Raw genomic sequence first — 26117 nt, 5'->3', positions numbered from 1 at the left:
GGAGGGCGACGACCTGCTCTTTCGATCGGTGTGGAGGCCGACGAAGTGCTCTCTCGATCAGGGGAGGAGGTAGCCCGCGGGGAGGGTGCGGCGCACTCCTGACGGCAGGGATCCGACCATGACGCGGCCGGGTCCCGCAGCGTCGTTGTTGGTCAGCCCGAGCAGGTGGCCCAGCTCGTGCAGCAGCACCGTGAGCAGGTCCATGCGCCCGTCGGCGAGCGAACCCTTCGGCGCGACGAGGTCTCCGGACGAGTTGGTCGTCGTGAAGAGCGAGCCGGATGTCGAGGTGTACCAACCGAATCCGGCGGCGTCACGGTCGATGTAGATGACGTTGCCGACGGTCTGGGCGAGGACGCCCGCAGGCAGGTCGGCGACGACGAAGCTCACGCGGGAGAGCAGGTCGCTCGGCGCGCCGGCGGCCATCCACTGGGCCGCCGCGGTGGCCGCCACGGTGCTCACCGTCGCAGCCGTGACCGTCAGCGTCGAGGTCGACGTCGATGAGGTCGTGGCCGCGACGAGCGTCTGCGCGACGTTGGGCGGCGTGACGTTGGCCTCGAGCTGGTTCCACGCGGCGAGCTGGTTCTTGAGGTTCTCGATGCGCGTCGGGTCCCCGCTCGCCAGGGCTGCGTTGACCTGGTCGACGATCCACCGGGCGCTCACCGGGTAGGAGATGAACTGGCTGCCGGTCGAGAGCAGTGCCGAGATCGCGTGGCGCAGCAGGGCCTCGACGTTGCCGCCTCCGTCGTTGAGGGCGTCGAAGAGGGTCATGCTGCGGTTCGGCTCCGGCGCCGCGGTGAAGATGGAGCCCACGAGCTGGTCGGTGCGCCACACCTGGGTGCCGTCGCTCCACGTGGGCCAGCTGGCCGTGTGGTTCTTCCAGTAGCCGGGCGTCAACCCCTCGGCGTAGCCGTTGCCGTAGTAGCCGGCGACGTCGCTCGCGCTCGCCGTCTGCGAGGTGATCGGCTCGTCGACCGTGGCCCGTGAGGTGTTGAGGTAGCCGCCGCTGCGCACGACCGTCGTCGCGGAGTAGAGCCAGGCCTCGCCGATGTCGAGCAGACCGTTGGCGTTGGTGTCGCCGCTGACGTAGACCGGCGTGAAGTCGTCGGCCGTGGTGCTCGGCGTGCCGTTGTCGTCACGGATCGTCGACATGACGACGGCGACGTTGCCGGTGTTGCGCACGACGTAGGTCCACGTCGCGGTCGACCCGACGAGCAGCTCCTTCGCCGGCTGGGTGTTGGCGTCCTCGACAGGGGTCGGGCGGAACGGGTCGAAGGCGTTGACGGCCTTGACGACGGTGATCTGCGGCGTCACGCCGAGGGAGTAGTGCAGGTCGTCGTCCCAGACGGTGACCGTGCCGGAGCTGGTCGTCAGGCTGCCGCCGACGCGCACGACGTTGACGAACGGGCCGTAGACCATGGTGCGTGACAGCTCGTAGAGCCACGTCTCCGTCGGGTCGAGCAGCCCGTCGTGGTTCGTGTCACCGACGTTGTATGCCGTGCCGGTCGCGAGCACGGGTGTCGGAGTCAGGTCGTCGGCGGGGTTCGCCGGCGTGCCGTTGTCGTCGACGATGACGACGTTGGCGAGCGGGGTCGCCTCGGTGTTGCGGACGGCATACGTCCAGCGGGCGGTGCTCCCGGCGGCGACGAGCACCGGGGTCGCGGGGTCGGTGGAGCGGAGGCCGCGGAGGAACTTCTGCACCTCGATGCCGCCGCGCGTGCCAAGGAGGTTGGCGACGTCGGTCGCGGTCAGCTCCTCGTGCACGGGCTGTCCGACGACGACGCCGGTGACGGTCGCGGTGTTCTTGTAGGCGCCGAGCGGCACGGTGCCGGTAGCCCGGAAGAGCCAGGTCTCGCCCGGGTCGAGCAGGCCGTTCTTGTTCGTGTCGCCGACGACGTGGCCGTCGCCCGCGTCGACGGGGTCGACGACGAAGCCGAGGTTGGCGTTGCCCGTGCCGTTGTCGTCCTGCACCCCCGTGACGTCGACCGGGGTCGTTCCGAGGTTGCTCACGAGGTAGGTCCACACGACGGCCGAGCCGGCCAGCAGCACGGGCCCGGGCGCATCGTTCGCGTCCTCGTAGCGTGTCGGCTTCAGCGGGTCCTTCGCATTGACCGCCTTGGTGATGACGATCCTGTTGAGCGCGCCGTAGTGCAGGCTCGGGTCGCTCGAGCTCGCCGTCGCGCCCGACCGGGGCTCCCGGACGGTCACGCTGGCTGAGGAGACGAACTGGCCGGCCACGGCGGCATACGCTGCCCTGGCGACGCCGGCGGAGGTGTAGAGCCACGTCTCACCCGGGTCGAGCAGGCCGTTGGTGTTGGTGTCGCCGGTGTTGAACGACGTGCCCGCAGCGAGCACCGGCAGCGGGGTGAAGTCGTCGGCCGTGCCGGCGGTGCCGCGGTCGTCGACGAAGGCCGCGACCTGGACCCCTGCCGTGCCGGGGTTCGTCACGCGGTAGGTCCACACGACCGGCGTGCCGATCTCGAGGTAGAGCTGGTGCGCGGTGTCGTCGCCCTCCTCGAGGACGGTCGGGTGCAGCGGGTCGACGGCGTTGGTCGCCTTCTTGACGACGACGCCGAGGTCGAAGCCGCGGTACCACGCAACGTCCACGGACCCGTAGGTGACGTTGCCGACCTTGGCGGTGACGGTGGCGACGTTGACGTGCGGCCCTTCGGTGGCGAGGCGCGTGCCCAGCCCGGCGGAGGTGTAGAGCCAGACCTCGGAGCCGTCGAGGGTGCCGCTCCCGTTGCCGTCACCGCTGACGTAGACGGGGCGGAAGTCGTCGCTCGGGTCCGTCGGCGTGCCGTTGTCGTCGATGAGGACGATGGCGGAGGCCGGGATCTTGACGTTCGTCGTGCGCGTCACGAGGTAGGTGAAGACGAGCGGCGTACCGTTCCTCAGGTAGCGCGGGTTCGTCGGGTCGTTGGCGTCCTCGGCCGCCGTCGGGGCGAGCGGGTTGGCAGCGTTGACGGCCTTCTTGACCGAGATCCCGACGGTATATGCCGTGAAGTACGTGGGGTCCTGGCTGCTGAGGGCCGTGCCGCCGCAGCTCGCGGGCCCTGCGAGGCAGGCCTGGGCGGTGACGGTCGAGATCGACGTGTAGAGGCCGGCGGCCGCCGTGATGGTCTTGGCGCCTGCGGAGGTGTAGAGCCAGACCTCCGTGAGGTCGAGCAGTCCGTCGCGGTTCGTGTCGCCGGTGTTGTAGGCGACGCCGCCGACCGTCACGGTGACTGCCTTGGGGGTGAAGCCGTTGCTGTCCGTGACCGAGGTGATCTTGAGCGGCACGAAGCCGGTGTTGATGACGCGGTAGGTGAAGACCGCGGTCGCGCCCACGGCGAGCAGTGCGCCCGGCGGGGTGTCGGCGTCCTCGGCGCCGGTCGGCGCCAGCGGCACGACGGCGTTGACCGCCGTCTGGATCTCGACCTTGCCGCCTGCCACGGAGTAGTGGGCGAGGTCCGTGCCGGTGACCGGCAGGCCGGCCGCGTTGACGGCGGTGACGATCGCCGTGTTCGTGAAGTCGCCCGTCTGGCCTGCCATCCGGCTCCAGGCGTAGAGCCAGCCCTCGCCGGGGTCGAGCACGCCGTTGGCGTTCGTGTCGCCGACGTTGTAGCCGCCCGTGCCGAGCACCGGGGCGATGCCCGCCCCGAGTCTGGCGTCGTCGGCTGGGTTGCCCGGCGTCGCGTTGTCGTCGACGAGGCCGGTGACGGTCATCGGGCCGGCGCTCGTGTTGGACACGACGTAGGTGAAGCGGACCGTCGACCCCACGGCCACGGTCGGGCCGGTCGTGTTCGCGTCCTCGGCGGCGGTCGGGCGGAGCGGGTCGACGGCGTTCACGGCCTTGACGAGGCCGAGGCCGGTCGTGCCGAGGTAGATGGCCTGGTTGCTGTCGCCGTAGTCGCTGCCGTCCGCACCCCGTGCGGCGAGGCGCACGGTGTTGGTGAACCAGCCGACCTGGGCGGTCGTCGGCGCAGCCGCCACCCCGGCGGAGGTGTAGAGCCACGTCTCGCCGACACCGAGCAGGCCGTCGTAGTTCGTGTCGCCGACGTTGAAGGTGGACCCGGCGAAGACGGTCGTCAGCGGCAGTGGCGCCCAGTCGTCACCCGCGACGCCCGGCGTGCCGTTGTCGTCGGTGACGGACACGACGGTCACCGGCGTCAGGGAGGTCGTCGTGAGGCGGTAGGTCCAGCGCACCGGCGAGCCGGCCGCGAGGCGTGGCGCGGTCGCCGTCGTGTCGGCCTGCTCCGTCACCGACGGGTTGAGGATGTTGACGGCGTTGAGGTCCTTGGCGATCGAGACCAGCCTGGGGCTCGTCGAGTAGTTCGTCGGGTCGGCCGCTGTGACGAGGGTGCTCGCGACGGGGTCGTAGCCCTGCACGGTGACGACGTGCTGGTGGTCGCCGGGGAGGGCGGTCTGCGGGGCACCCGCGACGCCGACCGCGGTGTAGTACCAGACCTCACCCGGGTCGAGCAGCTGGTTGCCGTTCGCGTCGCCGGAGACGTAGCGGGGGTGGACGTCGTCGGCTGTGCTCGCTGTGGCGTTGTCGTCGGTGACGGAGAGCACCTGCAGCGAAGTCGTGCCCGGGTTCGTGACGAGGTAGGTGAGGGCGAGGCTGCCACCCGGAGGGAGCAGGCGTCCGGGCGGCACGTCGGCGTCCTCGATGGTCGTCGGCGCCAGCGGGTTCGCGGCGTTGACCGCACCGTTGACCGCGATGACGATGCCCGGGTGGCACGGGCAGTCGGCGCCGAGGTCGACGAGTCCGCGGTAGTCGATCTGCACGCCGCCGACGTTGCCGGGCTGCGGGTCCCGCGGACCGCCGTGCTGGGCGTTCCAGAACGAGTCCTTCGGCGTCGAGAGCGACAGCTCGTCGAGCGGCGTCGCCGGCGCGAAGGTCATGTCCATGCCACCCGCGACCGACAGGGCCCGGATGAAGTCCTGGATCCAGGGGCTGAAGGAGCGGTTGACGACCGGGGCGCCGAACGGGGCGAACGGCACGACGAAGCTGTTGAACTCGCCGCCCCAGTCGAACATCCGGGCCCGGCCGGTGCCGGCGATGAGCACGTCGCGACCAGAGCCACCGTAGGCGAAGGTCGGGGCCGACCACCGCTCGGGAACGGGCTGGCGGTTCGTGCCGCCGTCGACCTCGAGGTAGGGCGAGGACTGGAGCAGGTCGTCGCCGAAGCCGCCGAAGAGCCAGTTCGTGTCGGTGCCACCGACGAGCCAGTCGTTGCCGACGTCGCCGTAGACGATGTCGCAGCCGTCGTCGCTCTTGAGGAAGCCGCCCGCGGCGTCGCGCATCGGCTGTCCGGCCGCGTCGAGCACGAACGGCGTGAAGTTGAGGAAGAAGTCGACCTTCTGGCCGGCCGCGCAGGTGCCCGTGAGACCGATGTCGCGCGTCCCGTCGGTGCAGTCGAAGATCTTGGACCACGGGTCGTCGGCGTTGTAGTCGGCGAACTTCGTCGTCGCCGGGTCGTAGCGCAGCGGGTCGGCGGGGTTGATGCCCCAGCGCGAGAGGATCATCGACTGCTGGAGGTCGCTGAAGAAGAACGGCAGGGCCTCGGCGCCCGAGATGGCGTCGTCGCCCTCGTTGCCGTGGATCCAGTCGTTGCCGAGGCCGCCGTAGACGATGTCGGCGTAGCCCGTGGCCGTCGCGTCGGCGCTCGGGTAGACGAAGAGCCGCGCCTCGTGGAAGAGCTCGCCCACGGGGTAGGTGAGGGCCTGCGTGAACGGTCCGGGGATCGCCTCGAGCACGTTCGTCGCGTGCGCGACCGTGACGTCCCAGAGCGGCTCGGTGAGGCCGTTGCGGCTCGTCTTGTAGTAGCCGTCGTCGCCGATGAGCGCGTCGTCGCCGGTGCCGCCGTAGATGCGGTCGTTGCCGGTGCTGCCGATGACGGTGTCGTGCTGCCCGTCGCCGAAGAGCACGTCGTTGCCGACCTGTCCGATGACGAGGTCGTCGCCGCCCTCGCCGTGGACGAGGTCCGCGCCGCCGATGTCGCCGGCCGCGGCGGTGCGGTACGTGTAGTCGAGCAGCGTCCACGCCCGCGGCACGATCCGCTCGACGGACGAGTAGTTGTCGTAGGTGAAGGCGAGGAACGCGAGCGCCGCCTTCGTGGTGCCGTTGGCGTCCGTCGTCACGCTGCCGCGCGCGCCGACGAGGCGGTAGAGGTTGCCGTTGTCGCCGAGGATCGCGTCGGCGTCGTGGGCGTGACCGGTCGCCGACAGGTCGCCGAGGTCGTTGATGCCGACGCGGGTGCCGGCGCCGCCGTAGATCGAGTCGGTGCCGTCGGGCCGCTGGTCCCGGCTCACGAGCCCGAACATCGTGGAGCTTCCGCCGACGAGGTCGTCCTGCCCGAGGCCGCCGTAGACGACGTCGTTGCCGCCGTTGCCCTCGACGTAGTCGGCGCCGTCGGTGCCCGGCCCGGCCTGGTCCTCCACCGATGCCCGGGGGTCGTTCACGGTGTCGCGCGTCTGCACGTCGACGGTGACGCCACCCTGGTCGTTGATGACGGAGGCGTCGCCCTGGATCCAGTCGTTGCCGAGCTGGCCGAAGAGCACGTCGTCGCCTGCGCCGCCCGCGAGGCTCGAGTCGGAGAAGGTGGCGGGGTTCGGCGCGAAGCTCTGGTCGAAGAGGGTGACGAAGCGCACCGCCGCGCCGCGCGGGTCCTGCTGGAAGCCGTATGCCGTGCAGCTCGGTGCCGCGGTCGCCGCGGAGGCGCTGCCGTCGAGCCACTCGCACGGCGTCGACGTGCCGTCGTAGTTGGTGCCCGTCGTCTGGGCGGAGCCGTCGACGGTCGAGAGGATCGTCGTGCCCGCGAGGAGCCGGAAGCGCGGGCTGAGGGTGGTTCCGGTGCGCAGGATCGTCGCGTTGTCGCCGGCGATGACGTCGTTGCCGGAGCCGCCGTCGAGGTAGTCGCCGTAGGTGCAGGCGCCCGCGCCGACGCAGGCGCTGTGCGGCCCGTCCGTGCCGCCGGTGCCGCCGTAGACGTCGCCGTAGCCGACGCCGCCGGCGCTGAAGTCGACCCCGGCGTTGTAGCCGCCGGCGCCACCCGAACCGGCCGCACCCGGGACCGGCAGCCCGGCGTTCGTCGCCCCCGGCGCTGCGGAGAGAGGTGCCCCGGTGTTGCCGCCGATGAGGTCGTCGTCGCCCGCGCCGCCGGTCATCCGGTCGGAGCCGGCGCCGCCGATGAGGATGTCGTTGCCGGAGTCGCCCGTGACGAGGTCGTTGCCCCAGTTCGCGGTCGGTCCGGTGTAGATCGACGTCCACGTGAAGAGGTGGTTGTTGAGGGCCACGTCGAAGGGCAGGCCCGCCGGCTCGATGCGGCAGCCGGTCGTGCCGGGGTCGGCCTGCACCTGAGTGCAGTCGACCTGGCCGTGGTCGCCGAAGACGAGGTCGTTGCCGGCGTTGCCCCAGATCGTGTCGCTGCCGCCACCGCCGAGAAGCAGGTCGTTGCCGAGGTCGCCCTCGATGGTGTCGCTGACGCCGTTCTGCGGCTGGACGACCGCGAGGTGCATGAGCTCGAGCGTCGTCTGGAGGCGCTGGAGGCGCACGCCGTCGTCGGGCGCGAACGTGCCGGTCGACTCGTCGAGGCGCCAGGTGCGCGCGTCCTGCACGTCCTGCACGACCTGCCCGTGGTCACCGAAGATGACGTCGGCGTTGTCGGCCTGGCCGGTGGCCGTGCTCGGGGCCGAGCCGAAGCCCTCGCCGATGAGCACGTCGTGGCCGGCGAAGAGCGAGTCGGCGCTCTGGAGCGAGCTCGCGTTGGCCGTGACGACGGTGAGGACCCGGGTGATGACGTCGACGTTGAGACCGGAGTCGCCGTAGATGAGGTCGCGTCCGCGCTGGCCGAGGATGAGGTCGTCGCCGGAGCCGCCCGCGAGGATGTCGCCGGTCTGGCTGCCGATGATCGTGTCCTGGCCGGCGCCACCGTAGATCGTCAGGCCGATCGTCGGCAGCTGCCCGCTGGGCACGGAGGCGAAGAGGGCGCCCGCGTCGATGAAGTCGTTGCCGGCGTGGGCGAACGGCGCCGCGACGGGGAAGACGTAGTTCGGCGCGTTGCCGACCGGCTCGATCGTCGGCTTCGGGCCGAAGAGGTGGCCGGTCTGGGCCGTCGGGTCGCCGCTGTACCAGATGCCGTCCTGCGAGGTGTCGCCGAAGATGACGAGCGGTGACGTCGGGCCGCCGCCGCCGAGGACGATGATGTGGTCGCCGCCGACCCGGGCGTAGCCCGTCTCGGGCGACTTCGGGTCGTACACCGACACGGTGACGTCGGTCCACGTCGCCGTCGTCAGGACCGGTCCGCCCGCCGGTCCGCTCAGCAGCAGGGTCGCGCCACCGTCGGCGAAGCCGGTGACGGTGAAGGCGCCCACGGCATACCCCGGCAGGTTGACACGGTTGCCGACCGCGAAGCCCGCGGTGGCCCAGGCGACGCCGTCGGTGCGCGTGACCCGGCCGACGCCACCCGACGTCGTCACGGTGAAGGAGCCCGTGACCGCGAGCAGCTGGTTGCCGCCGCCGTGCACGGCCGTCAGGCCACCGTGCAGCGCCGGTATGCCGGTCGCGAGCTTGTCGTCCTCGGCCGTGTCGGCGCCCGGCACGAGGGTGCTGTGGATCGTCAGGGTGTCGTTGCCCTCGCCGAGCAGGATGTTGAGCGACTCGATGGTCGACACCGAGCCGTCGGTGCTGAAGGTGCCGTCCGCGTTGGTGCGGATCGTGCCGTAGCTGATGCCGCCGGGGAAGGCGTTCGGTTCACCGAAGGCCGTCGTGCCCGGGAAGGTGATCGACGGGCCCATCCCGAAGCCGGTGAGGGCGGTGCTCGTCAGGTCGCCCGAGAGGTTCTCGCGGCTGCCGTCATTGAAGATGTTGAGCACGTCGACCTGCCGCGCCTCGGACGGCTGCTGGCCGATGCCGAAGGGCGGGGTGTTGATCTCGTCGGGTGCGATGACGGCCGACTCGAGGCCACGCTTCAGGCCGCCCGTGCCACCGTCGACCTGGAGCGGGCCGCGGATGTCGGAGAGCAGGTGCGGCTGCTTCGGGAAGACGATGAGGTCGCCGCGCCCGGCCGGCAGCACGTAGGCGTCGTCGGCCGCGACGGTGACGGTGATCGGCACCCACCAGTTCGTCGCGTCGAAGGTCGCGACCGCGGCGTACTGCGTCATGCTCACGGTGCCGCTCGCCAGCGTGGGCGCCACGGTGAACGACATCTTCTCGAGGTTGGTGCCGAAGATCGACTGGATCTTGAAGGTGCCGCTCACACCGGCGACCTGGACGAGCTGGCCCTCGAGGAAGCCGTTGTCGAGCCAGCTGACGCCGTCGGTGCGGCTCAGCACCTTGGCCGTCGGGTCCCACGTGACCGCACCGGTGAACAGGCCTGCAGGAGCAACCCGCTGGAGGCTCACGCCGGTGAAGGTGCCGCCGGCCGGCAGCGCCGACGACAGCGTGATCGTGCCGGCCGTGACGCCGACGATGGTGTATGCCGTCGCGATCGTGTTGCTCGACGCGCCGGCTCCCGTGACGAGCAGCTTCTGACCGGTGCGGAAGCCGTCGGCGAGGAAGCTGCCGAGCTCGGAGCCCGCCGCCCGCGACAGCGTCGCGCCGGAGATCGTGACGTTGCCGCGGAAGAGCTCCTTGGCCGCGAGGCGCCCGACGGCGGCGAGGCAGACCTTGCCGAGGATGCCGGAGCCGCAGGTCGGGTCGGTGACGATCGAGGTCTGGCCGTCGGTGACGATGCCGATCGAGACCGCCGCCTTGGGCGCCTTGAGCAACCGGACGGCATACGTGTCGGTGATGCCGGCAGTGGAGCCGTCGGGCAGGCTGACGACGGTCGTGCCGCCGCTCTGCTTGACGTAGACGCCGGGCGAGTTGTCGTCGAGGACGAGCACATCGAGCGACCCGGTGACCTGGTCGTAGGTGGCGTCGCGGCCGGAGACCGTGCCGTCGACGGTGATGGCGACCATCGTGTGGTGCGGGTCCTGCACGAGGAAGTTGTCGACGGCCGTCACGGTGATGAGCACCGGCACGGTCCAGCCCGGGATGCCTGCGGCGCAGACGACGCAGATCGTGACCCGGTAGGTCTGGACCCCGCCGACGACCGGGCCGAGGGCGAAGCGGGCGTCGCTGCTGGAGAGGAGGATCCGCGCGTCAGACGGCGTGAGGACGTAGGTGACCGTGCCGCTCGGCTGGCTCGACGGCTGCACGGTGAAGGTGTCGGTGAGGCGCGTCGTCGGCGTGCCCTTGATGACGGTCGTGTTCGTGTCGGGGGCGCCGTTGTCGAGCTGCGTGACGACGACGTCCGGCGTGAGGTTGTCGATGACGGTGACCTCGACGTTGCGCACGACCGCTCCGGCGAAGACGGGGTCGGCGCTGATGACGGTGTGGCTGATCGCCATGACGATCGTGCCCTGCGGCAGGGTGTCGTTGGCGGCGGCGAACCAGACCGTCTGCGTCGTCTGCCAGTTCGCCGACGTGAAGTGCAGCACCGCGGCACGGTTGGGCACGAGGTGGGCGACGCCGAGCTCGTCGTAGACGGTGTGGAAGTAGCCGGCGGCGGTCGCGCATACGGCGGCGGAGGTCGTGCAGACGTAGACGGTGTCGCCGAAGGGGTTGCCCTGGTCGAACGGGTGCAGCGCGTCGTAGGGCCGCTGCTCGCGCGGGCTGGCCGCGGCCGAGACCGTGATCCACACGTCGGAGGTCGGGGCCTTGGCGAGGCGCACGCCGTGGCTGTCGACGGTGCCGATCGCCGTGCCGTTGTCCTGGCGGCGCACCGAGCTGAAGCCGCCTGACTCGGTGACGATGACGACGCCCTGCGAGGGCCGCGCCACCGAGACGTTGAGGCCGGCCGCGATGATGGCGTTGTAGTCGGCGTCGGAGCTGAGGACGAGGTGGTTGATCGTCGCGCTCGAGCCGTTCGGGTCGCGGCTCACGACGTCGCCGACGACGTCGCCCGCGACGTTGATGACGTCGCTGCCGAGGCCGCCGAGCACCCGGGTGGCGACACCGGGGGCCGTCGAGAGCACGTCGATCGTGTCGTCGCCCTGCAGGGCGTCGACCTCGACGACCTGGATGTTGCGGAAGCTGACCTGGATGCCGGCCCCGTAGATCGCGGTCGCCGTGACGACGATGTGGTCGGCGAACTCCGTGCCGAGGACGACGAGCTTGTTGAAGCCCGTGCCGCCGTCGACCGAGACCGGTGCGTTGATGTTGTACTGCACCTGGTTGTTGCCGTTGCCCGTACGGATGTCGGTCTGGGCCGCGGTCGAGAACCCGGAGGTGAGCTTCGGGCTCGGCAGGACGCCGCTGACGGTGGCGTCGGCGAAGCTGCCCGGCGTCAGCACCGACGACACGGTGAGCGTGAGCGCGGTGACGGCGGTGACGACGTAGGGGACGCCCGCGAGGTTGTCGTTGCCCGTGCCGGTGCCGGCGAGGGCGACCGTCTGGCCGACGAGGAAGCCGTCGGTGAGGAAGCTGCCGCTGCTACGGGTGATGGTGCTCGTGCCGGCAGTCGCGCCGGCGGCGATGGTGAGGCCGGACCGGGCGAGCGGGCCGCTGCTCAGCGAGACGCCGGCGAAGGTGCCCGAGGTGCGCAGCGGCGGGACGGTCGTCAGCGTGCGGGCCAGGGTGATCGTGGTGGCCGTGACGGCCGAGATGACGTATGCCGTCGTCGTCGTGTTGTCGTTGAGGGCTCCGGCTCCCTTGACGACGAGGGTCTGGCCGACGGCGAAGCCATCGGTGAGGAAGCTGCCGCTGCTGCGGCTGATGGTGCTCGTCGCGCTGGTGATCGTGACGGCGCCCGTGAAGAGCGGGCCCATGATGATCGAGCCGTCGGTGCGGGTCTGGGCGAGGGCGAAGGCCTGGACGGCGAAGAGGTCGTTGCCGTCGTTCCCCTCGAGCCGCAGGGCCGCGTGGTTGCTGTAGACCGTGAAGCTGTCGTCGCCGCTGCCACCCTGGGCCACGATCGGCGCGCTCGAGCCCACCGAGAGGTAGCCACGGGTCGTGGCGATCGTCGCGAACCAGTCGGGAGGCGAGAGACCGCTGTGGGCGTCGTCGCGGCGCATGCCGTAGACCTGCCCGATCTGGAAGCTGTCGTTCCCGGCGCCGCCGTCGAGCGTCGCCACGGCGACGGTGTCGTCGACGGCGAAGTGGTCGTTGCCGCCGTGGCCGAGCACCGCGAAGCGGCCGTTGACGGCGTTGTCGTAGTTGATCCGCTCGACGACGCCGAGGTGGGCGCTGAGGCGGGCGACGGTGAGCGGGTCGAGGCCGCCCAGGGCTGCAGGGTGGAGCACCGAGACGTAGCCGGAGTGGTTGGCGCACGCCGCCGTCGCCGTCGTGCCGCAGTAGACCGACGGGCGGGCCGAGCTCTCGCCGGGGATGTAGGACGAGGAGCGCAGGAGGAAGATGTCGTCGGTCGTCCACGGCAGCCCGGTCGCCGGGTTGATCCCGCCCAGGAGACTGTCGGCGCCGTGGACCTCGAGCGTGTCGGCTCCGCGGTCGGGGGCGCCGCTGTCGAGGACGTTGAGCACGTAGTGGTAGGCGCCACCCGCGCTGCCGTGGGTCCAGACGACGTAGGCGTCGGTGCCGTCCTGGCCATCGAGCGTGAGCGTCGTGCCGGCCACGGGCATCGTCTGCAGGAGGTAGACGGTGAGCGTGTCGGAGCCGTCGCCGGCCGGGGCGAAGACGCCCGGCGACGTCGCGACGGCCGAGCCGTAGGCGCGGGTGTTGCCGCCGAGCAGCGTCTGGTCGAAGACGATCTGGTCGTCGTCCGCGTTGCCGAAGACGCGCGTCAGGCCGCCGGTGCCCGGGGTGACCTCGCCGCGGAGGACGATGACCGTGCCCTCGTTGGCCGTCGCGTCCGTGACGCCGGGGTGCCAGTCGCCGTGGATGTCGATGGTGCCGGTCAGCGTGCGGGGGCGGTTCGGGTCGGTCGTGTTGCCGGTGCCCGCGTCTGCGGACGCCACGGTCGCGAGGATCTGCGCGCTCGGGTCGGTGACGACGTCATCGGCCGAGAGGAGCAGCACGTTGCCCGCCTGCGCCTCGATGAGGCCGTTCGGCACGGCCTGGACGTTCGGCACGGCCGACGGGCTCGCCGGCTCACGGACGAGCGTGCCGCCGGAGTGGAGCACGAGCAGGTCGTTTCCAGGGGCGGTCGTCTCGGTCGTCGTCAGGCGGATGTCGCCGGCCTGCGTGCGAGCCAGCAGGATCGCGGCCGGGCCGTCGAGCTCGGTGAGGTAGATGGTGGCGTCGGCCTGGGCCGCGATGTCGCAGGTCGCCGTGACGGCCCGGTCGGCGGCGCTCGCCTGGAACCAGCGGAGGGTATAGGTGGCCTGGCACCCGGTCCCCTTGGCCGAGTCGACCTTGAGGTCGCCGGTGAAGACCCCGGTGGCGGCGTCGGTGAAGGTGCCGATGCTGCCGCCGAGGGCGAGCAGGTCGATGGAGTTGCCGGTGACGTTGACCGTCGTGCCGCCCGAGCCGGAGTTGTGCCCGTCGAGGATCGAGCCCACGGTCGTCGTCAGCGTGACATCGGCGCACGCGGTCGCGCTCGAGCGCACGCACGTCGTGACGGTGTCGACGTGGAGGTCACCGGCGAGCGCCGGGGTGGCGGCGGCATACGCCCCCGCCGGGCTGCTCGGCGTCTCGGTGATGCGGATGACGCCGGCGGCGTCGGCGTCGAGGACGCCGTACCGCGCGTAGGACGAGTCGATCTCGACGAAGTTCGTGTCGGTGCCGATGCTGCCCGGGCCACCGGTGCCCGCAGTCATCGTGATGTCGACGCCGACGACGTCCGCGGCCGCGTCGCCGGTGACCGGCGGGATGGCGCTGCCCACGGGGGCGTCGACGATGGAGGCGGGCGAGGTGAGCGTCACGTCGTCATCGGTGGAGCGGACGAGGCCGAGGCGCAGGTCGGGGTTCGGGCCGAACGCGACGGTGACATCCGAGGTCGTGACGAAGGCCGGGTCGATGGGGCTGAACGCCTGGGCCACGACGACCCGGCGGGCGGTGCTCGCGGCAGCGGTCGCGGTCAGCGTGATGAAGCCGTTGGTGTCGACGTTCGTGGTGCCGTTGCCGTGGACTGCGACGAGCCCGATGACGTTGATCCGGGTGGCGCTCGGCGAGTCGTCCGCCGCGGCGACGGTGATGCTGCCGTTCGGCGTGCTCGCTCCCGAGCCCGAGTCGAGCGTCGCGAAGTCGTAGGTGCTCTTGACGGCGTGGCTGTTGCCGCCCGTCACGGCGACGGCGAAGAGGCAGTCCTCGGCCTGCGGCGTCGTCACGCAGTTGACGGCGTCGGGGTGGTAGAAGCTGTAGTACGTCTTCGTCAGCGACGCGTTGTGCTGGTTGATGACACTGACGCCCGGCAGCCCGGTGCGTCCCGTGCCCCACAGCGTCGCGCGGAGGATGACATCGAGGTCGCCGCCGGCGACGAGCGAGTCGATGGTGACGACGTAGGCAGGGTTCGCGGCGAGGGCGGGGTCGGGGATCGTCGGGTCGCGCAGCCAGGTGCGCAGGTCGAGGTGGGCGTCGACGCCCGCGGTCACGCTGAGCGCGAGGTCGTGGGCGGCATACTGCACGAGGTCGATCGCGAGGCGTGCGGCCGCGGTGCCGATCGAGCCGCGCTCGGCGTCGACGTGCACGATGTTGCTCTGGATGAGGGTCGTGTGCGCGTCGCCACCCGAGACCGGAACGCCACGGCTCGTCGCCGCGAGGATGGAGCCGTAGGTCGCGTGCACCCACGTCGACCCGAGCGGGTTGGTGATCGCGCCGCGCAGCGTGAGGTCCGAGGCGCCGGTGTTGTCGATGACGACCTGGCTCGGCGTCGCATCCTGCACGAGGTCGAAGCGGATCGCGTCGGAGGCCGTGCTGCTCGTCGCGAGCGTGACGTGCGGCTGGCCCGTGCGGTTGATGACGTCGATGTCGTTGACGACGAGGGCGAAGGCCGAGTTGTTGAGCAGCGTGACGGTGCGGAAGTTCTCGTGGAAGGTGAACGTGCCCCAGCAGTGCGTGCCGGCCGGTGGGTTGCTCGCGCAGCCGCCCTGGATGGTGCCGTCGTTCGACGTCATCCAGATGTCGCCGCTGCCGGTGTTGCGGATGTCGCCGACGATGATCGTGCCGGAGTAGGTCGTGCCGATGTCGGGGTTGGCGACGCCGTTGACGGTGACGTTCACGGCCTTGACGACCTTGCCCTGGCTGTCGATGAGCAGGTAGGGGTCGGGTCCGGAGTTGACCACGACGTCGGAGTTCCAGTCGATGAGGCGCGTCTGCGTGATGCCGCCGTCGGTGCTCTGGACACCGGCCGGGTTCTCCGCCTGCACGTAGAGCACGAGGTGGGCGGCGTTCGGTTGGCCCGGCAGGGTGATCAGCGGCGAGGCCGGGGCGTTCGAGGACGTGTTGACTCCGGGGATGAGGCGCGGGCCGGCGTGGATGACGACGCCCTGGTGCCCGAAGACCTTGGCGTCGGCATTGACCGTCGCCGAGCCGCTGTGGAGCGACGGGCCGATGCAGTAGCACGCCGAGTGGTCGTCGAGCGAGGCAGCGAGCAGGTCGTGCCAGGCCCGCACGTCGACGCCGTAGCGGCCGGTGACGGAGCCGCCGCTGCTCGCGATGCCGTCGAGCAGCGCGATGTCGCTCGAGGTGAGCGTGTAGTAGGGGAAGGTGTTCGTGCCGCCGAAGAGCGCGCCCATGACGGCGTGGGTGTAGAGGAAGTGGGCTCCCCCGGAGTGGGCGTTGACCCGCACGGTGTCACCGGCGATCTGGGCGCCGGCACCGGTCGCGGCGGCCGTGCGGTCGGTGATGGTCGTGTTGGCACCCGCGGTGTAGCCGCCGACGAGGCCGCCGCCCGAGGAGCTCGCGTGGTCGGTGCTCAGGTGGTTGCTGTCGGCGAGCACCGCGACGTCCCCACCGGCGGTGACGTTCGCGCCCGAGCCTGCGACCTGCGCGACGGCCGAGTCGCCCGAGATGGCGGCGCCCGGCGTCACGAGGCTGCCGATGAGCGCGGTGCTCTTGGCGTTGACCGTGACGCTGGCGTTGACGACGCCGACCGCGATGACGCCACCGGAGCCGTTGGTGACCCACGAGGTGTTGTTCGTCTCGACGTGCGAGGTGACGGTGACGTTGCCACCCGCGGTGACCGACCCGGCGAGGTAGGCGAGCGCGGTCGGGCTGTTGCTGAGGTCGGCCGTCGGCACGGTGACCCCGACGCCAGCGCCACCACCGCCGGCGGCCGTCGAGCGTGACTCGCCGTCACCGGTGGGCGGGTTGAGGGTGCGGAGCGAGACCGGTGAGGCGGGTGTCGTGTCGAGCGGGTTGCGGTCGCCCTGGTAGAGGCCGTAGGTGCCGCCCGAGACGCTCGTGAGGTCGATGCGCAGCTCGTCGGTCGGGCCGGAGCACCCGTCGGTGAGGCAGGAGGGGGTGAGGTGCAGGCCGGTCGCCCAGATGCTCTGGGTGCCGAAGAGGACGGTGTCGGTGAAGGTGCCCTTGCCCGCGATCGTGTACGTCTCGGACGTCGAGAACGTGATGGGGGTGCCGGCGACGGCGCTGCCGTCAGCGGCATACGACGTGATCGGCGCGAGCCCGAAGCCGGAGCCGTTGGGGGTCGTCACGACGTAGGTCTGCCCGCTCGTCAGGCCGCCGATGGGCGCGGGGACGATCCAGTGGTTGCCGGCGCTCGGTGCCGAGATCGGGATGGCCACCGGGTTGTCCGTGCACGTCTTGCCGGGGTCGCTCGCGGTGCCGCAGTTGTAGGTGTGCGAGGTGGCCTCGTAGCGCGACGCGGCGAGCTGGATGCGGTAGCTGTCGACGACGATGACGTAGTAGAAGCTGCCGCTCGTGAGACCGCCGACGGTGCCGCCGGAGCCGATGTACTGCACCTTCTGGCCGGACACGAAGCTGTGCGGCGTCTGGATCGGCGTCGTCGGGTTGCCGCTACCGTCGGTGTTGTAGCCGATGATCGGCGCGACCATGATCGTGTTGGCGCTGGTGTCCGTGAGGTAGCAGTGGTCCTTGTCGGGGCACCCGGTGACGTCGACCGAACCCGGGTCGAAGGCGACCGCCGCAGGTGCCTGGTAGGTGACGCGCTGGCCGGGGGCGAAGGTGTTGCCGAGGGTGATCGTCGTGCCGGAGGCAGCGCTCGGGGCGAACGTCAGTGCGGCTGCCTGGGCGGCGGTGAGGCTCGTGTAGAGCTGGACGCGGTAGGCGTCGATGACGCGGACGAAGAGCCGCTGGCCGCTCGCGATGGAGCCGTTGAGGGTGGCGTCACCGGAGAGGATGACGGCGTCACCCGTGACGAAGTTGTGCGGCGTCGCGAAGCGGATGACGTCGCGCACCGGGTCGACGCCCGGGCCCCCGGCGAGGTCGCCGGAGTTGACCTGGCCGGTCGCGAAGGTGTTGCCGAAGGCGAGGTAGTTGTCGTCGATGCCGATGACCGTGTAGACCCGTGCCGTCGTCAGGCCACCGATCGACGTGCCGATGTAGAGGACGGTGTCACCGGTCTGCAGGCCGTGCGACTGGAAGTAGACGGTGTTGGTCGTGAGGTTGACGTTCGCGACGTTGACGACGTCGCCGGGCTGGCCGCCGGGCGCGCGCTCCTCGTGCGTCCCGTTGGCGGTGTACGTGTCGGGCAGCGCGCCCGTGCCCGAGTCGCTGCGCGACTCCGCCTTGACGGTGGCGTTGCCGCCGATCCGGGCGTCGACGCCACGAGCGAGGTATGCCGTGACCGTCGGGTTCGTCGTGACGTTCGACCTCGCGACGCCGACCGACACCCCGCCGCCGCCGTAGCTCTTCGCCGTGGCGTTGGACTCGGCGCGGTGCGACAGGGCCGAGATCTCGAGGTCGCCGGAGAGGACGATCGTCTGGGAGGTGCCAGCCGTGCCGATGAAGGCGGTGACCGTGGGGGTGACCGAGCTCGTCGCGTAGCTGCCACCGCCGGCCACGACTCCACCGGCTCCGAGGATGCTCGTCGACGTCGCCGTCGAGGTGTCGTCGGCCGTGACGCTGAGGCCGCCCGCCTTGCTCGCGGTGGTGCCGATCGTGGCGCCGGCGGCGACCGAGGCGCTCGTCGTGCCGCGCACCTGGGCGTAGCTGTTGAGGACGCTGATGGCCACGCCACCACCGCCGCCGCCCTTGGCGGTCGCCGCGGCGGTCTGGGTGTGCGTCGCCCCGACGTCGATCGTCGTGCCGAGGCCGGTGATGGAGGCGGTGCCGCCGATGGTCGCGGTGACGGCGCCGCCGGTGCCGGAGTCGCTGTGCTCGAGGGTGCAGTTGGTCTCGGTGCTGGCCGCGCCGACCGTCGCGCACGCACTGCCGCCGGCGCCGGCGCCGAGGCCGATGGCGACGGTGAGCAGGTCTGCGGTGGCCTGGTTCTGCGACTCGGCGGTGACGGACAGGCTCGCGGCACCGAGCAGGTCGCCGTTGTAGGCAGCAGCCGCGCCGCCGCGGTCCTCGGCCTTGGGGATCATCGCGCTGATCGAGATGCCGCCGCCCGCGCCGCCGTTGCCCGTGGCGCTCGCCTTGTCGGTGGCCGAGGCCGAGACCGTGACGGCACCCGCAGCCCGGAGCACGGCGTTCTGGCCGACGGTCGCGGAGACGATGGCGGCGCTGCCGATGAGCGCCTCGGCACCCACGCCGGTGCCGGCCCCGAGGCCGACGGCGACGGAGACACCGCTCGCCGTGGCCGTGTTGGTGCCGGTGGCCGTGACGCTGACCGCGCCGGTGGCGACGGCGCCGGTCGGCATGGCCGCGTCGAAGGAGGCGCTGACGGCGGCGTCGACGACGGCCGTCGCGAGGATGACGGTGATGCCGAGCAGGCCGCCCGACCCGCCGCCGGCGGTCGCGGTCGCGGTGTTCGTGGCCGTGGCCGTCACCGTGATGCCGCTCGACCCGACCGTGAGCGAGCCCTGCCCGACCGTGGCGCTGGTGTCGGCGGTGCCGGTGATCTCGGCGTCGCCCTTGACCGCCGCGCCGGCCGCGATCGCGACGGCACCGGTTGCGGCGTCGACCGTTGCCGTGTCGGTCGCCGACGCCGTGACGGAGAGGCCCTTGACGTTGCCGCCGGCGGTGAAGCTGGCGGTGACGGGCGCTGCGATGGTCGCGGTCGGCACCGTGACGCCGATGGCGAGGCCGACCGACCCCGATCCCACGCCGGCGGTCGACGTGGCGGTGTTCGTGCCGGCCGCCGCGACCGTGGCCGTGCCGGCCGACGCCACAGACGTCGCGGCCACGACGGCCGTGATGCCGGCGGTCTGCCCGATGCTCGCGAGGGACGCCGAGCCGGCCAGGGCGCCGTAGCCGCCGACCGAGACGGCCACCGTCTTCGCCGTCACCGAGGTCGACCCGGTCGAGGTGACGTCGGTGCGCGACGAGGAGCGCACGATGCCGGTGAGGGTGGCGCGCACGCCGGCATCGACGCTCGCGTCGGAGACGAAGACGGTGGCCGCAGCCAGGATGCCGCCGGCGCCGCCCGAGGCGACCGACGAGGCACAGTTCGTGCCGTGGTTGGTGATCGTGTTGACGCTCGAGGTCGTGCAGGCGAGGTCGGTCGGGGCGAGCGCCGTGCCGGTGCTCGTCGTGTCGGGCCGTCCGGCGCGCACGGTCACGGCTCCGCCGGAGGTGATGTCGGCGGCGGAGGCCGTGCAGAGCCCGGCGGCGGAGAAGGATCCCACGCAGGCGCTCGTGTCGGCGTCGCGCGTGATGACGGAGTGGGCATAGGCGCCGGCGCCCCCACCGATGACCGAGAGCGAGACGAGGACGGTCGTCGCCGAGGCGGTGTTCGTCGCTGCGGCCCGGACCGTGACGGACGCGCCACTGGCCTGCCCGTCGAGCTGGGCGCGGGTGTGACCGGACACGGTTGCCTCGGGCAGCACGATGACGACGGAGACGGCACCGCCCGAGCCGCCGGGTGCGTCGGCCCGTGCCTCGTTCCACGCGGTGGCGACGACCGAGACGGCCCCCGACGTCGTGACGTTGCTCGTCGAGGTGAGCGCGGCGTCGGTCGAGCGGGCGTTCGTGGCCCAGGCCAGGGTGAGGCCGGCACTGACGCCGCCCGAGACCGCGATGTTGAGGGTGTTGGCATAGATGCCCGCGTGGTTGCCGGTCGCGGTCACGGAGACACCGAGGCCGCCGATGGTGACCGTCCCGTGCGCCCCCGAAGCCGCACGGGTCGAGCCGGAGTAGGTGATGACCGCGACGGCTCCGCTGATCGCGGCACCGACGCCGCCCTGGACCGACACCGCCTGGTTCGTCGGGATGATCGTGTCGGTCGAGGAGACGATGAGGCCGCCGACGGCGCCGTCCGCGCCGATGGCGACGTCGCCGACGAGGGCAGTCGTGTCGCCGCTGATGACGGCGACGGCGATGGCCGCACCGACCGCCCCGGCCGCGATGCTCACGCCGAAGGTGCGCGCCGAGATGGTGCGGGTCGCGACGGTGTCGACGGCGATCTTCGTGACCGCCTTGGGCACGGTCGCGCCGGTGTCGATGTGAGCGCTCTGGCTGCTGCTGTCGGTGATGACGACGACCTGGCCGCTGATGGCGAGACCGCCGAGGGCGCCGGCCGCGGCGAGCCCGTCGACGCGCTCGTCGAGCACCGCGTGCACACCGACGGTGGCTCCCGAGCTCACCGACCCGGTCGAGGCGATGCCGGCGTCGGTCGACAGGCCCAGGGTGACGATCGAGACGCCGGCGCCGAGCGCGCCGAGGCCGACAGCGGCGACGCCCGCGAGGCTCGTGACGTCGATCCGGTCGGTCGCGCGCACCTGCACGTCGCCGCCGGCGTGGACCGACCCGTAGATCGTCGCCGACGTGCCCGACGGGGGCGCCGGCTGGGTGAAGGGACTCGAGGCGACGGACCCGCCGGGGCTCGCGCCGGTCACCGACGAGGAGGCGTCGCTCGTGCTCGACAGCTGGCGCACCTGGTAGTTGTCGTCGCTGAGCGCCCACGACGGGGTGGCCGAGGCTGCGTCCGTCTCGGGTGCCACGAGGGAGTTGGTGATGTCGGTGAGCGCGACGTAGTAGTGGCCGCCGGAGCTGACGAGCTGGCCCTGCACGTAGTCGGTGCCGCTGACCCAACCCTCGATGCTGCCCGAGCCGCCGAGCACGCTGCCCCACCCGTTGCCGCTGCCGCCGTTGGTGTCGCCGCCCGAGGCGAGCGAGTCGGCGCTGCCGGTCGACGTGCCGGTCGGGGACTGGTCGCCGAGGGCCCAGTCACCGGGCGACGACGACGGGGTGTCCCCGACGGTCCGCGTCTTCGCGGCATACGTCTTGCCGCTGTAGGTGACGACGTCGCCGGCCTCGTAGGTGACGGTGGAGCTCCACGCCCGCGGCACCCAGACGGTCGGGTTGCTCGTGGGGTTCTTGCCGACGTTGCGGCTGCGGGCGAAGTACTTCACGCCACCCACGGAGACGATGTCGCCGGCCTCGTAGGTCGTGCCCGAGCTCCAGACCCCGCGGTCCGGCCCGCTCACGGCGCTCTGGTAGGTGTTCGTCGCCGCGGTGCCGACGGTCCAGACGGTCACCGACCCGGCGACGCCGACGACGCCGCCACCGAGGCTCACGGCATACGTCTGCACGTGCTTGGTCGCGAGCGCGTCGATCTCGACGGTGCCGTCGGCCCAGACGTCGCTGCCCACCCCGAGGTAGGCCTGGACGGTGATGTTGGCGACCCCGACGTCGACGCCGCCACCGATGCCGCCGGCACCGATGCCCACGCCACCGGCGATGGTGAGCGTCTCGAGGTAGTCGGTGGCCGCGACGACGACCGACTGGCCCGACGCGACGCCGGCGATGATGCCCGAGGTGCCCTTGTTGACCGTCGTGCCGCCGGCGATGAAGGCCTTGACGACGACGGTGAAGATGTTGACGCCGATGCCGCCGGCGATGCCGACGAAGCCGCCGGCGATGCCCGCGGTGAGGCCGAAGAGCTCCTCGGAGGAGTCCGCCTGGACGGCGAGGCCGTGGAAGGCGCTCTTCGTGCCGAAGCTGCCCGCGGCGGTCGACGTGCCGTCCGAGATGCCGGAGGCGGCTGCGCCCTTCGCGAGGACGACGACGACGTTGTTGCCGCCGAGGTGGGCCTCGGTCGTCTTCGTCACGACGGCCACCGAGACGCCCGCGCCGAGCCCGGCCCAGACGCCGGCACCGAGCGAGGCGGCCACGAGGACGAGGTCGGTCGTGTCGTTCGCGATCACGAGCACGTTGTTGTCGGCCCGGAGGGTGACGCCGGTGCCGGTGGTCGCGCTCGTCGTGAGGTCGAGGACGGTGACGCCGACCGCGCCGGCGAGGCCCGCGTCGCCACCGATGGCGGCCGAGGCGGCCACCGACACGAACGACTCGCTCGCGTCGGCCTCGACGACGATGTCGCCCTTGGCGTTGACGACGGTGGTGTTGCCGATGCTCGAGGTGGTCGTGATCTCGATGACGCCGACGGCGACACCGGCACCGGCGGCGACCGAGCCCGCCCCGGCCGCGGCGGCGGCGATGCCGAGCTGGTGGAAGCTGTTGCCCGCGAGGACGATGACCGACTGCGCCGGGTCGGCACCCGCGACGTTCGTGCTGCAGTCGCTCTCGGAGGCGCAGTTGACCCTCGCCGAGGCGCCGATGCTCGCGGTCGTCGTCACGGTGATGACCGAGACGGTGCCGGAGACGTTGACGGCGACGCTGCCGGAGACGCCGGCGCTGATGCCGATCGCGTTGATCGAGTCGCTGTTCGTCGCGGTGACGGCCACACCGCTGAAGCCGGTCTGCGTCGTCAGCGTGGCGGTCTGCGGGTTCGTCGTGCGCGGGTCGGGCGCCGGGAGGACGCCGGAGGGCACGAGGCTGTGGGAGGTGCCGGTCGCGGCGGAGGCCGTCAGCGTGATGGCGAGGCCGGAGATGGCGCGGTCGCGCGTCGTCGCGAGGCGGATCTGCTGGGCTCCGAAGGGACCGGTGGTCGCGAGGACGATCGCGTAGTAGGTCTGTCCGTCGGTCAGCCCGCCGATCGGGGTGCCGCCGCCGGAGCTGTAGATGACGGCGTCGCCGGTCGCGATCGGGGTGATGAAGGAGTAGGGGAGGGTGATCGTGTTGCCGCTGACGTCCTTGGCCGGGATGAACCGCGGCGAGGCGTCCTTGGTCGGCTGGGCGCTGTTGGTCGGCACGAGGCGCTGGGACTCGCCCATGAGCGCGTTGGGCAGGCTGAGGGCGAGCGGGGGTCCGCGGGCCGTGAGCGAGAGGGTGAAGCGCGTCGGGGTGAGGACGTTGACGTAGTAGGTGTTGCCGTCGTGCAGGCCGGTGATGTCGGCGCCGCCGCCGTTGTCGTAGATGACCTGCTGGCCCGTGCTGAAGCCGTGCGGGGTCGGCATGACGATGGCGAAGTGGTTGGGGTCGCTCGGGTCGAGACCCTGCGGCACGGGGTTGCCGTCGGTGAAGCCGCGCGGGTCGAAGCGCGGGTCCTGCTGGGTCATCGTGTAGCCGCCGCTGTTGACCGTGCCGTGGGCAACCCGCCCCACGAGGCCGTATGCCGTGACCTTGGCTCCGTCGCCGACCGTGGCCGTCGTCGTCTTCGTGAGGACCGGGACGGCCGCGCCCGCGCCGACCGACGCGCTGCCGGAGGCGGTGACGTTGCCGGCGACGATGAGCAGCTCGAGCACCTCGTCGGCCGTGACGAGGACGTTGCCGCCGGCGACGACGACGGTGCTCGCGCCGAGCGTCGCCGTGGTCGTCACGGTCATGACGGAGACGCCGGCGTTGAGGGCGATCGCGACGTCGCCACCGACCGCGCCGCCGACGGAGATCGAGGTGATCTTCTCGCTCGAGACGGCCGAGACGACGACGTCGCCGTTGGCGGTGATGCGGGTGCGGTCGCCGACCGAGGAGGTCGTCGTCTTCGTGATGACCTCGACGTCGGCGCCGGCGCCGATGCCGGCCGTGCCGCCGATCGCGACCATGCCCGCCGCGGCGACGATCGTCGTGCGGTCGGAGGCGATGACGACGACGTCCTGACGCCCGGGTGCGCCGGCGTTCGCCTGGTTGACCTGGGAGTCGGCGCCGATGCTCGCGGTCGTCGTGTCGGTGAGCACGTTGACGGTCGTCGAGCCGGCGATGCCGACGCTCTTGCCCGCGCCGCCCGCGATCGCGATGAGCATGATGTCGCCGAGCTGGGTCGCCGAGACGGTGAGGCCCGGGGTCGTGCTGGCGGTGGCCGCACGGGCGGCGAGCGTGGCGCCCTGCCCGGTGGTCGCGCTGACGCGGCTGGCCCGCACGAGGACGGAGGCTGCCAGCCCGATGCCTGCGTTGCCGGCCCCGATGGCCAGCCCACCGGCATACAGCCTGATGGTGGTGGCCTTGCCGGCGTCGTCGATGGCACTGCGGGCGCTCACCTCGAGGTCGCCGCCGGCGGTGACGGTGACGCGGTCGGCCGCGGAGGCGCCGCCGCCGAGGCTCGCGTAGGTGCCGGGCGCGCCGGAGCCCTGGTTCTGGACGATGACGATGAAGGAGCCGGCGGCGGCGTTCTGCTTGGCGACGCCGAGCGAGGCGGCGGCGGCGAGCACGGGGTCGGTGGCGATGGCGCGGACGCGGACGTCGCCCCCGGCCCAGACCTTGGCGCCGTTCGCGATGCCGGCCCGCACGTCCTGGTTGGTGACCGCGACGATGACGGCGACGCCGACCCCGGTGCCCTTCGTCGACAGGCCGATGCCGCCGGCGATGGCGATGGTCGACACGTCGTCGCGGGCGAGCACGGTGACGCTCTGGCCGGTGTCGCCGTGGTCGGTCTGGTTGACGAGGGCAGCGGTGCCGATGCGGGCGCTCGTCGAGCGGTTGCCGACGATGACGACGAAGGAGCCGCCGACGCCGAGGTCGCCCGAGCCCGCGCCGCCGCCGAGCGCCACCGACGAGAAGGGCGGCGTCTGGAGGCTGTCCATGCCGAGCACCGGCAGGCTCTTGATCGTGTCGGCGAACTCGCTCAGCAGGTCGTGAATGATGTCGAAGGGCAGCGGCGAGAGGTGGGCCGTGGCCTCGACGGTCGTCGCGCCGGAGGCGTTCGTCGTCGTCGGCGTGGCCGCGCTCGAGTCGATGAGCGCCGTCGTCGTGACCGCGGTGAGGACGGTGATCGCGATGGCGGCGCCGACACCCTGGCCGTTCGAGGCGAGGCCGGCGGCGAGCGCGAGGTTCTGCATGCCCATCGGGTTGGTGGCGCGGACCGTGAGGTCGCCCGTCGAGGTGAGGGTGGAACCGGCGCCGACCGAGGCGGTGGTCACGTACTTCACGACGATGATCCCGGCCGACCCGGCGATCTGCGGGTCACCCTTGCCGCCCGCCGCCGCGATGCCCCAGACGGTGACGGCGTTCCCGAGCGGGAGGCCGGTGGTCTCGTCGAGCGGCGTCGTCGCCTCGACGGTGATCGCGTCACCGCTGAGGGTGGTCCCGGTGCCGACGAGGGCGGAGCTCGCGATGTCGAGGTGGGCGAAGCCCACGCCGATGCCGAAGCCGGTCGAGTTGGCGTCGGTGTTGAGCGAGGTGCCGGTGCCGCGCGAGGTGATGTCGGTCAGCTGGTAGGCGCCGACGGTGATCGGGCCGGCCGCGTCGATCGTCACGCCGTTCACGACGCGCGCGATGTTGGTCGACTGCACCCACACGACGCCGAAGGCGGCGGCGATGCCGACCGAGCTGCTGCCTTGGCCGGACTGGGCGCTCGAGGCGGAGGAGCCGGCCTTGGCCGCGTCGTTCGCCTTGGGCGGGGCGTCGGCGCCCTTGCCGCCGGCGTTGGGGTCGTTCTTGACCGTGTCGGTCGCCGTGGCGTCCGCGGTCTTCGTCGTCGACGTCTTCGCCTGGCCGACCGAGCTCGCGTTGGCCTGGGCGAGCGCGGCGATGCGCGACTCGGCGGTGATGGAGGCGCTGTCGACCGTCGCGCTGCGCGAGAGCTCGGCGAGCGTCGTCCAGCCGATGACGATCGGCAGGGCGATCGCCATGCCGACGCCGACGTTCGTCGCCTTGACGTCGCCGTTGGCCTGGGTCTCGGTGAGGTCGGAGGTGTGCACGGCCTCGATCGTGAGGGCGCCGTTGATGTCGATGGCGGGACCGGTGCCGAGGCGCGCGGTCGTCGACTCGCCCGAGTTGACGATGAGCGCGACGGCCGGGCTGACGGCCGTGCCTCCCTTGGCGCCGGCCTCGGCGA

The 26117-nt window shown here is 71.8% G+C and carries 1 protein-coding gene; it reads right to left on the bottom strand.

Annotated elements, in window-relative coordinates; genetic code table 11:
- Positions 1–57 precede the first annotated feature (57 nt).
- The gene (locus FBY41_RS19730; protein ID WP_221629365.1) at positions 58–25980 is read right to left on the bottom strand and encodes a carbohydrate-binding protein; all 25923 of its coding nucleotides are present in this window, start codon (positions 25978–25980) and stop codon (positions 58–60) included.
- Positions 25981–26117 lie beyond the last annotated feature (137 nt).

This window comes from Humibacillus xanthopallidus (genome assembly GCF_006716675.1).
Lineage (GTDB): Bacteria > Actinomycetota > Actinomycetes > Actinomycetales > Dermatophilaceae > Humibacillus > Humibacillus xanthopallidus_B.
This window is presented reverse-complemented; position numbering and strand designations above follow the sequence as displayed.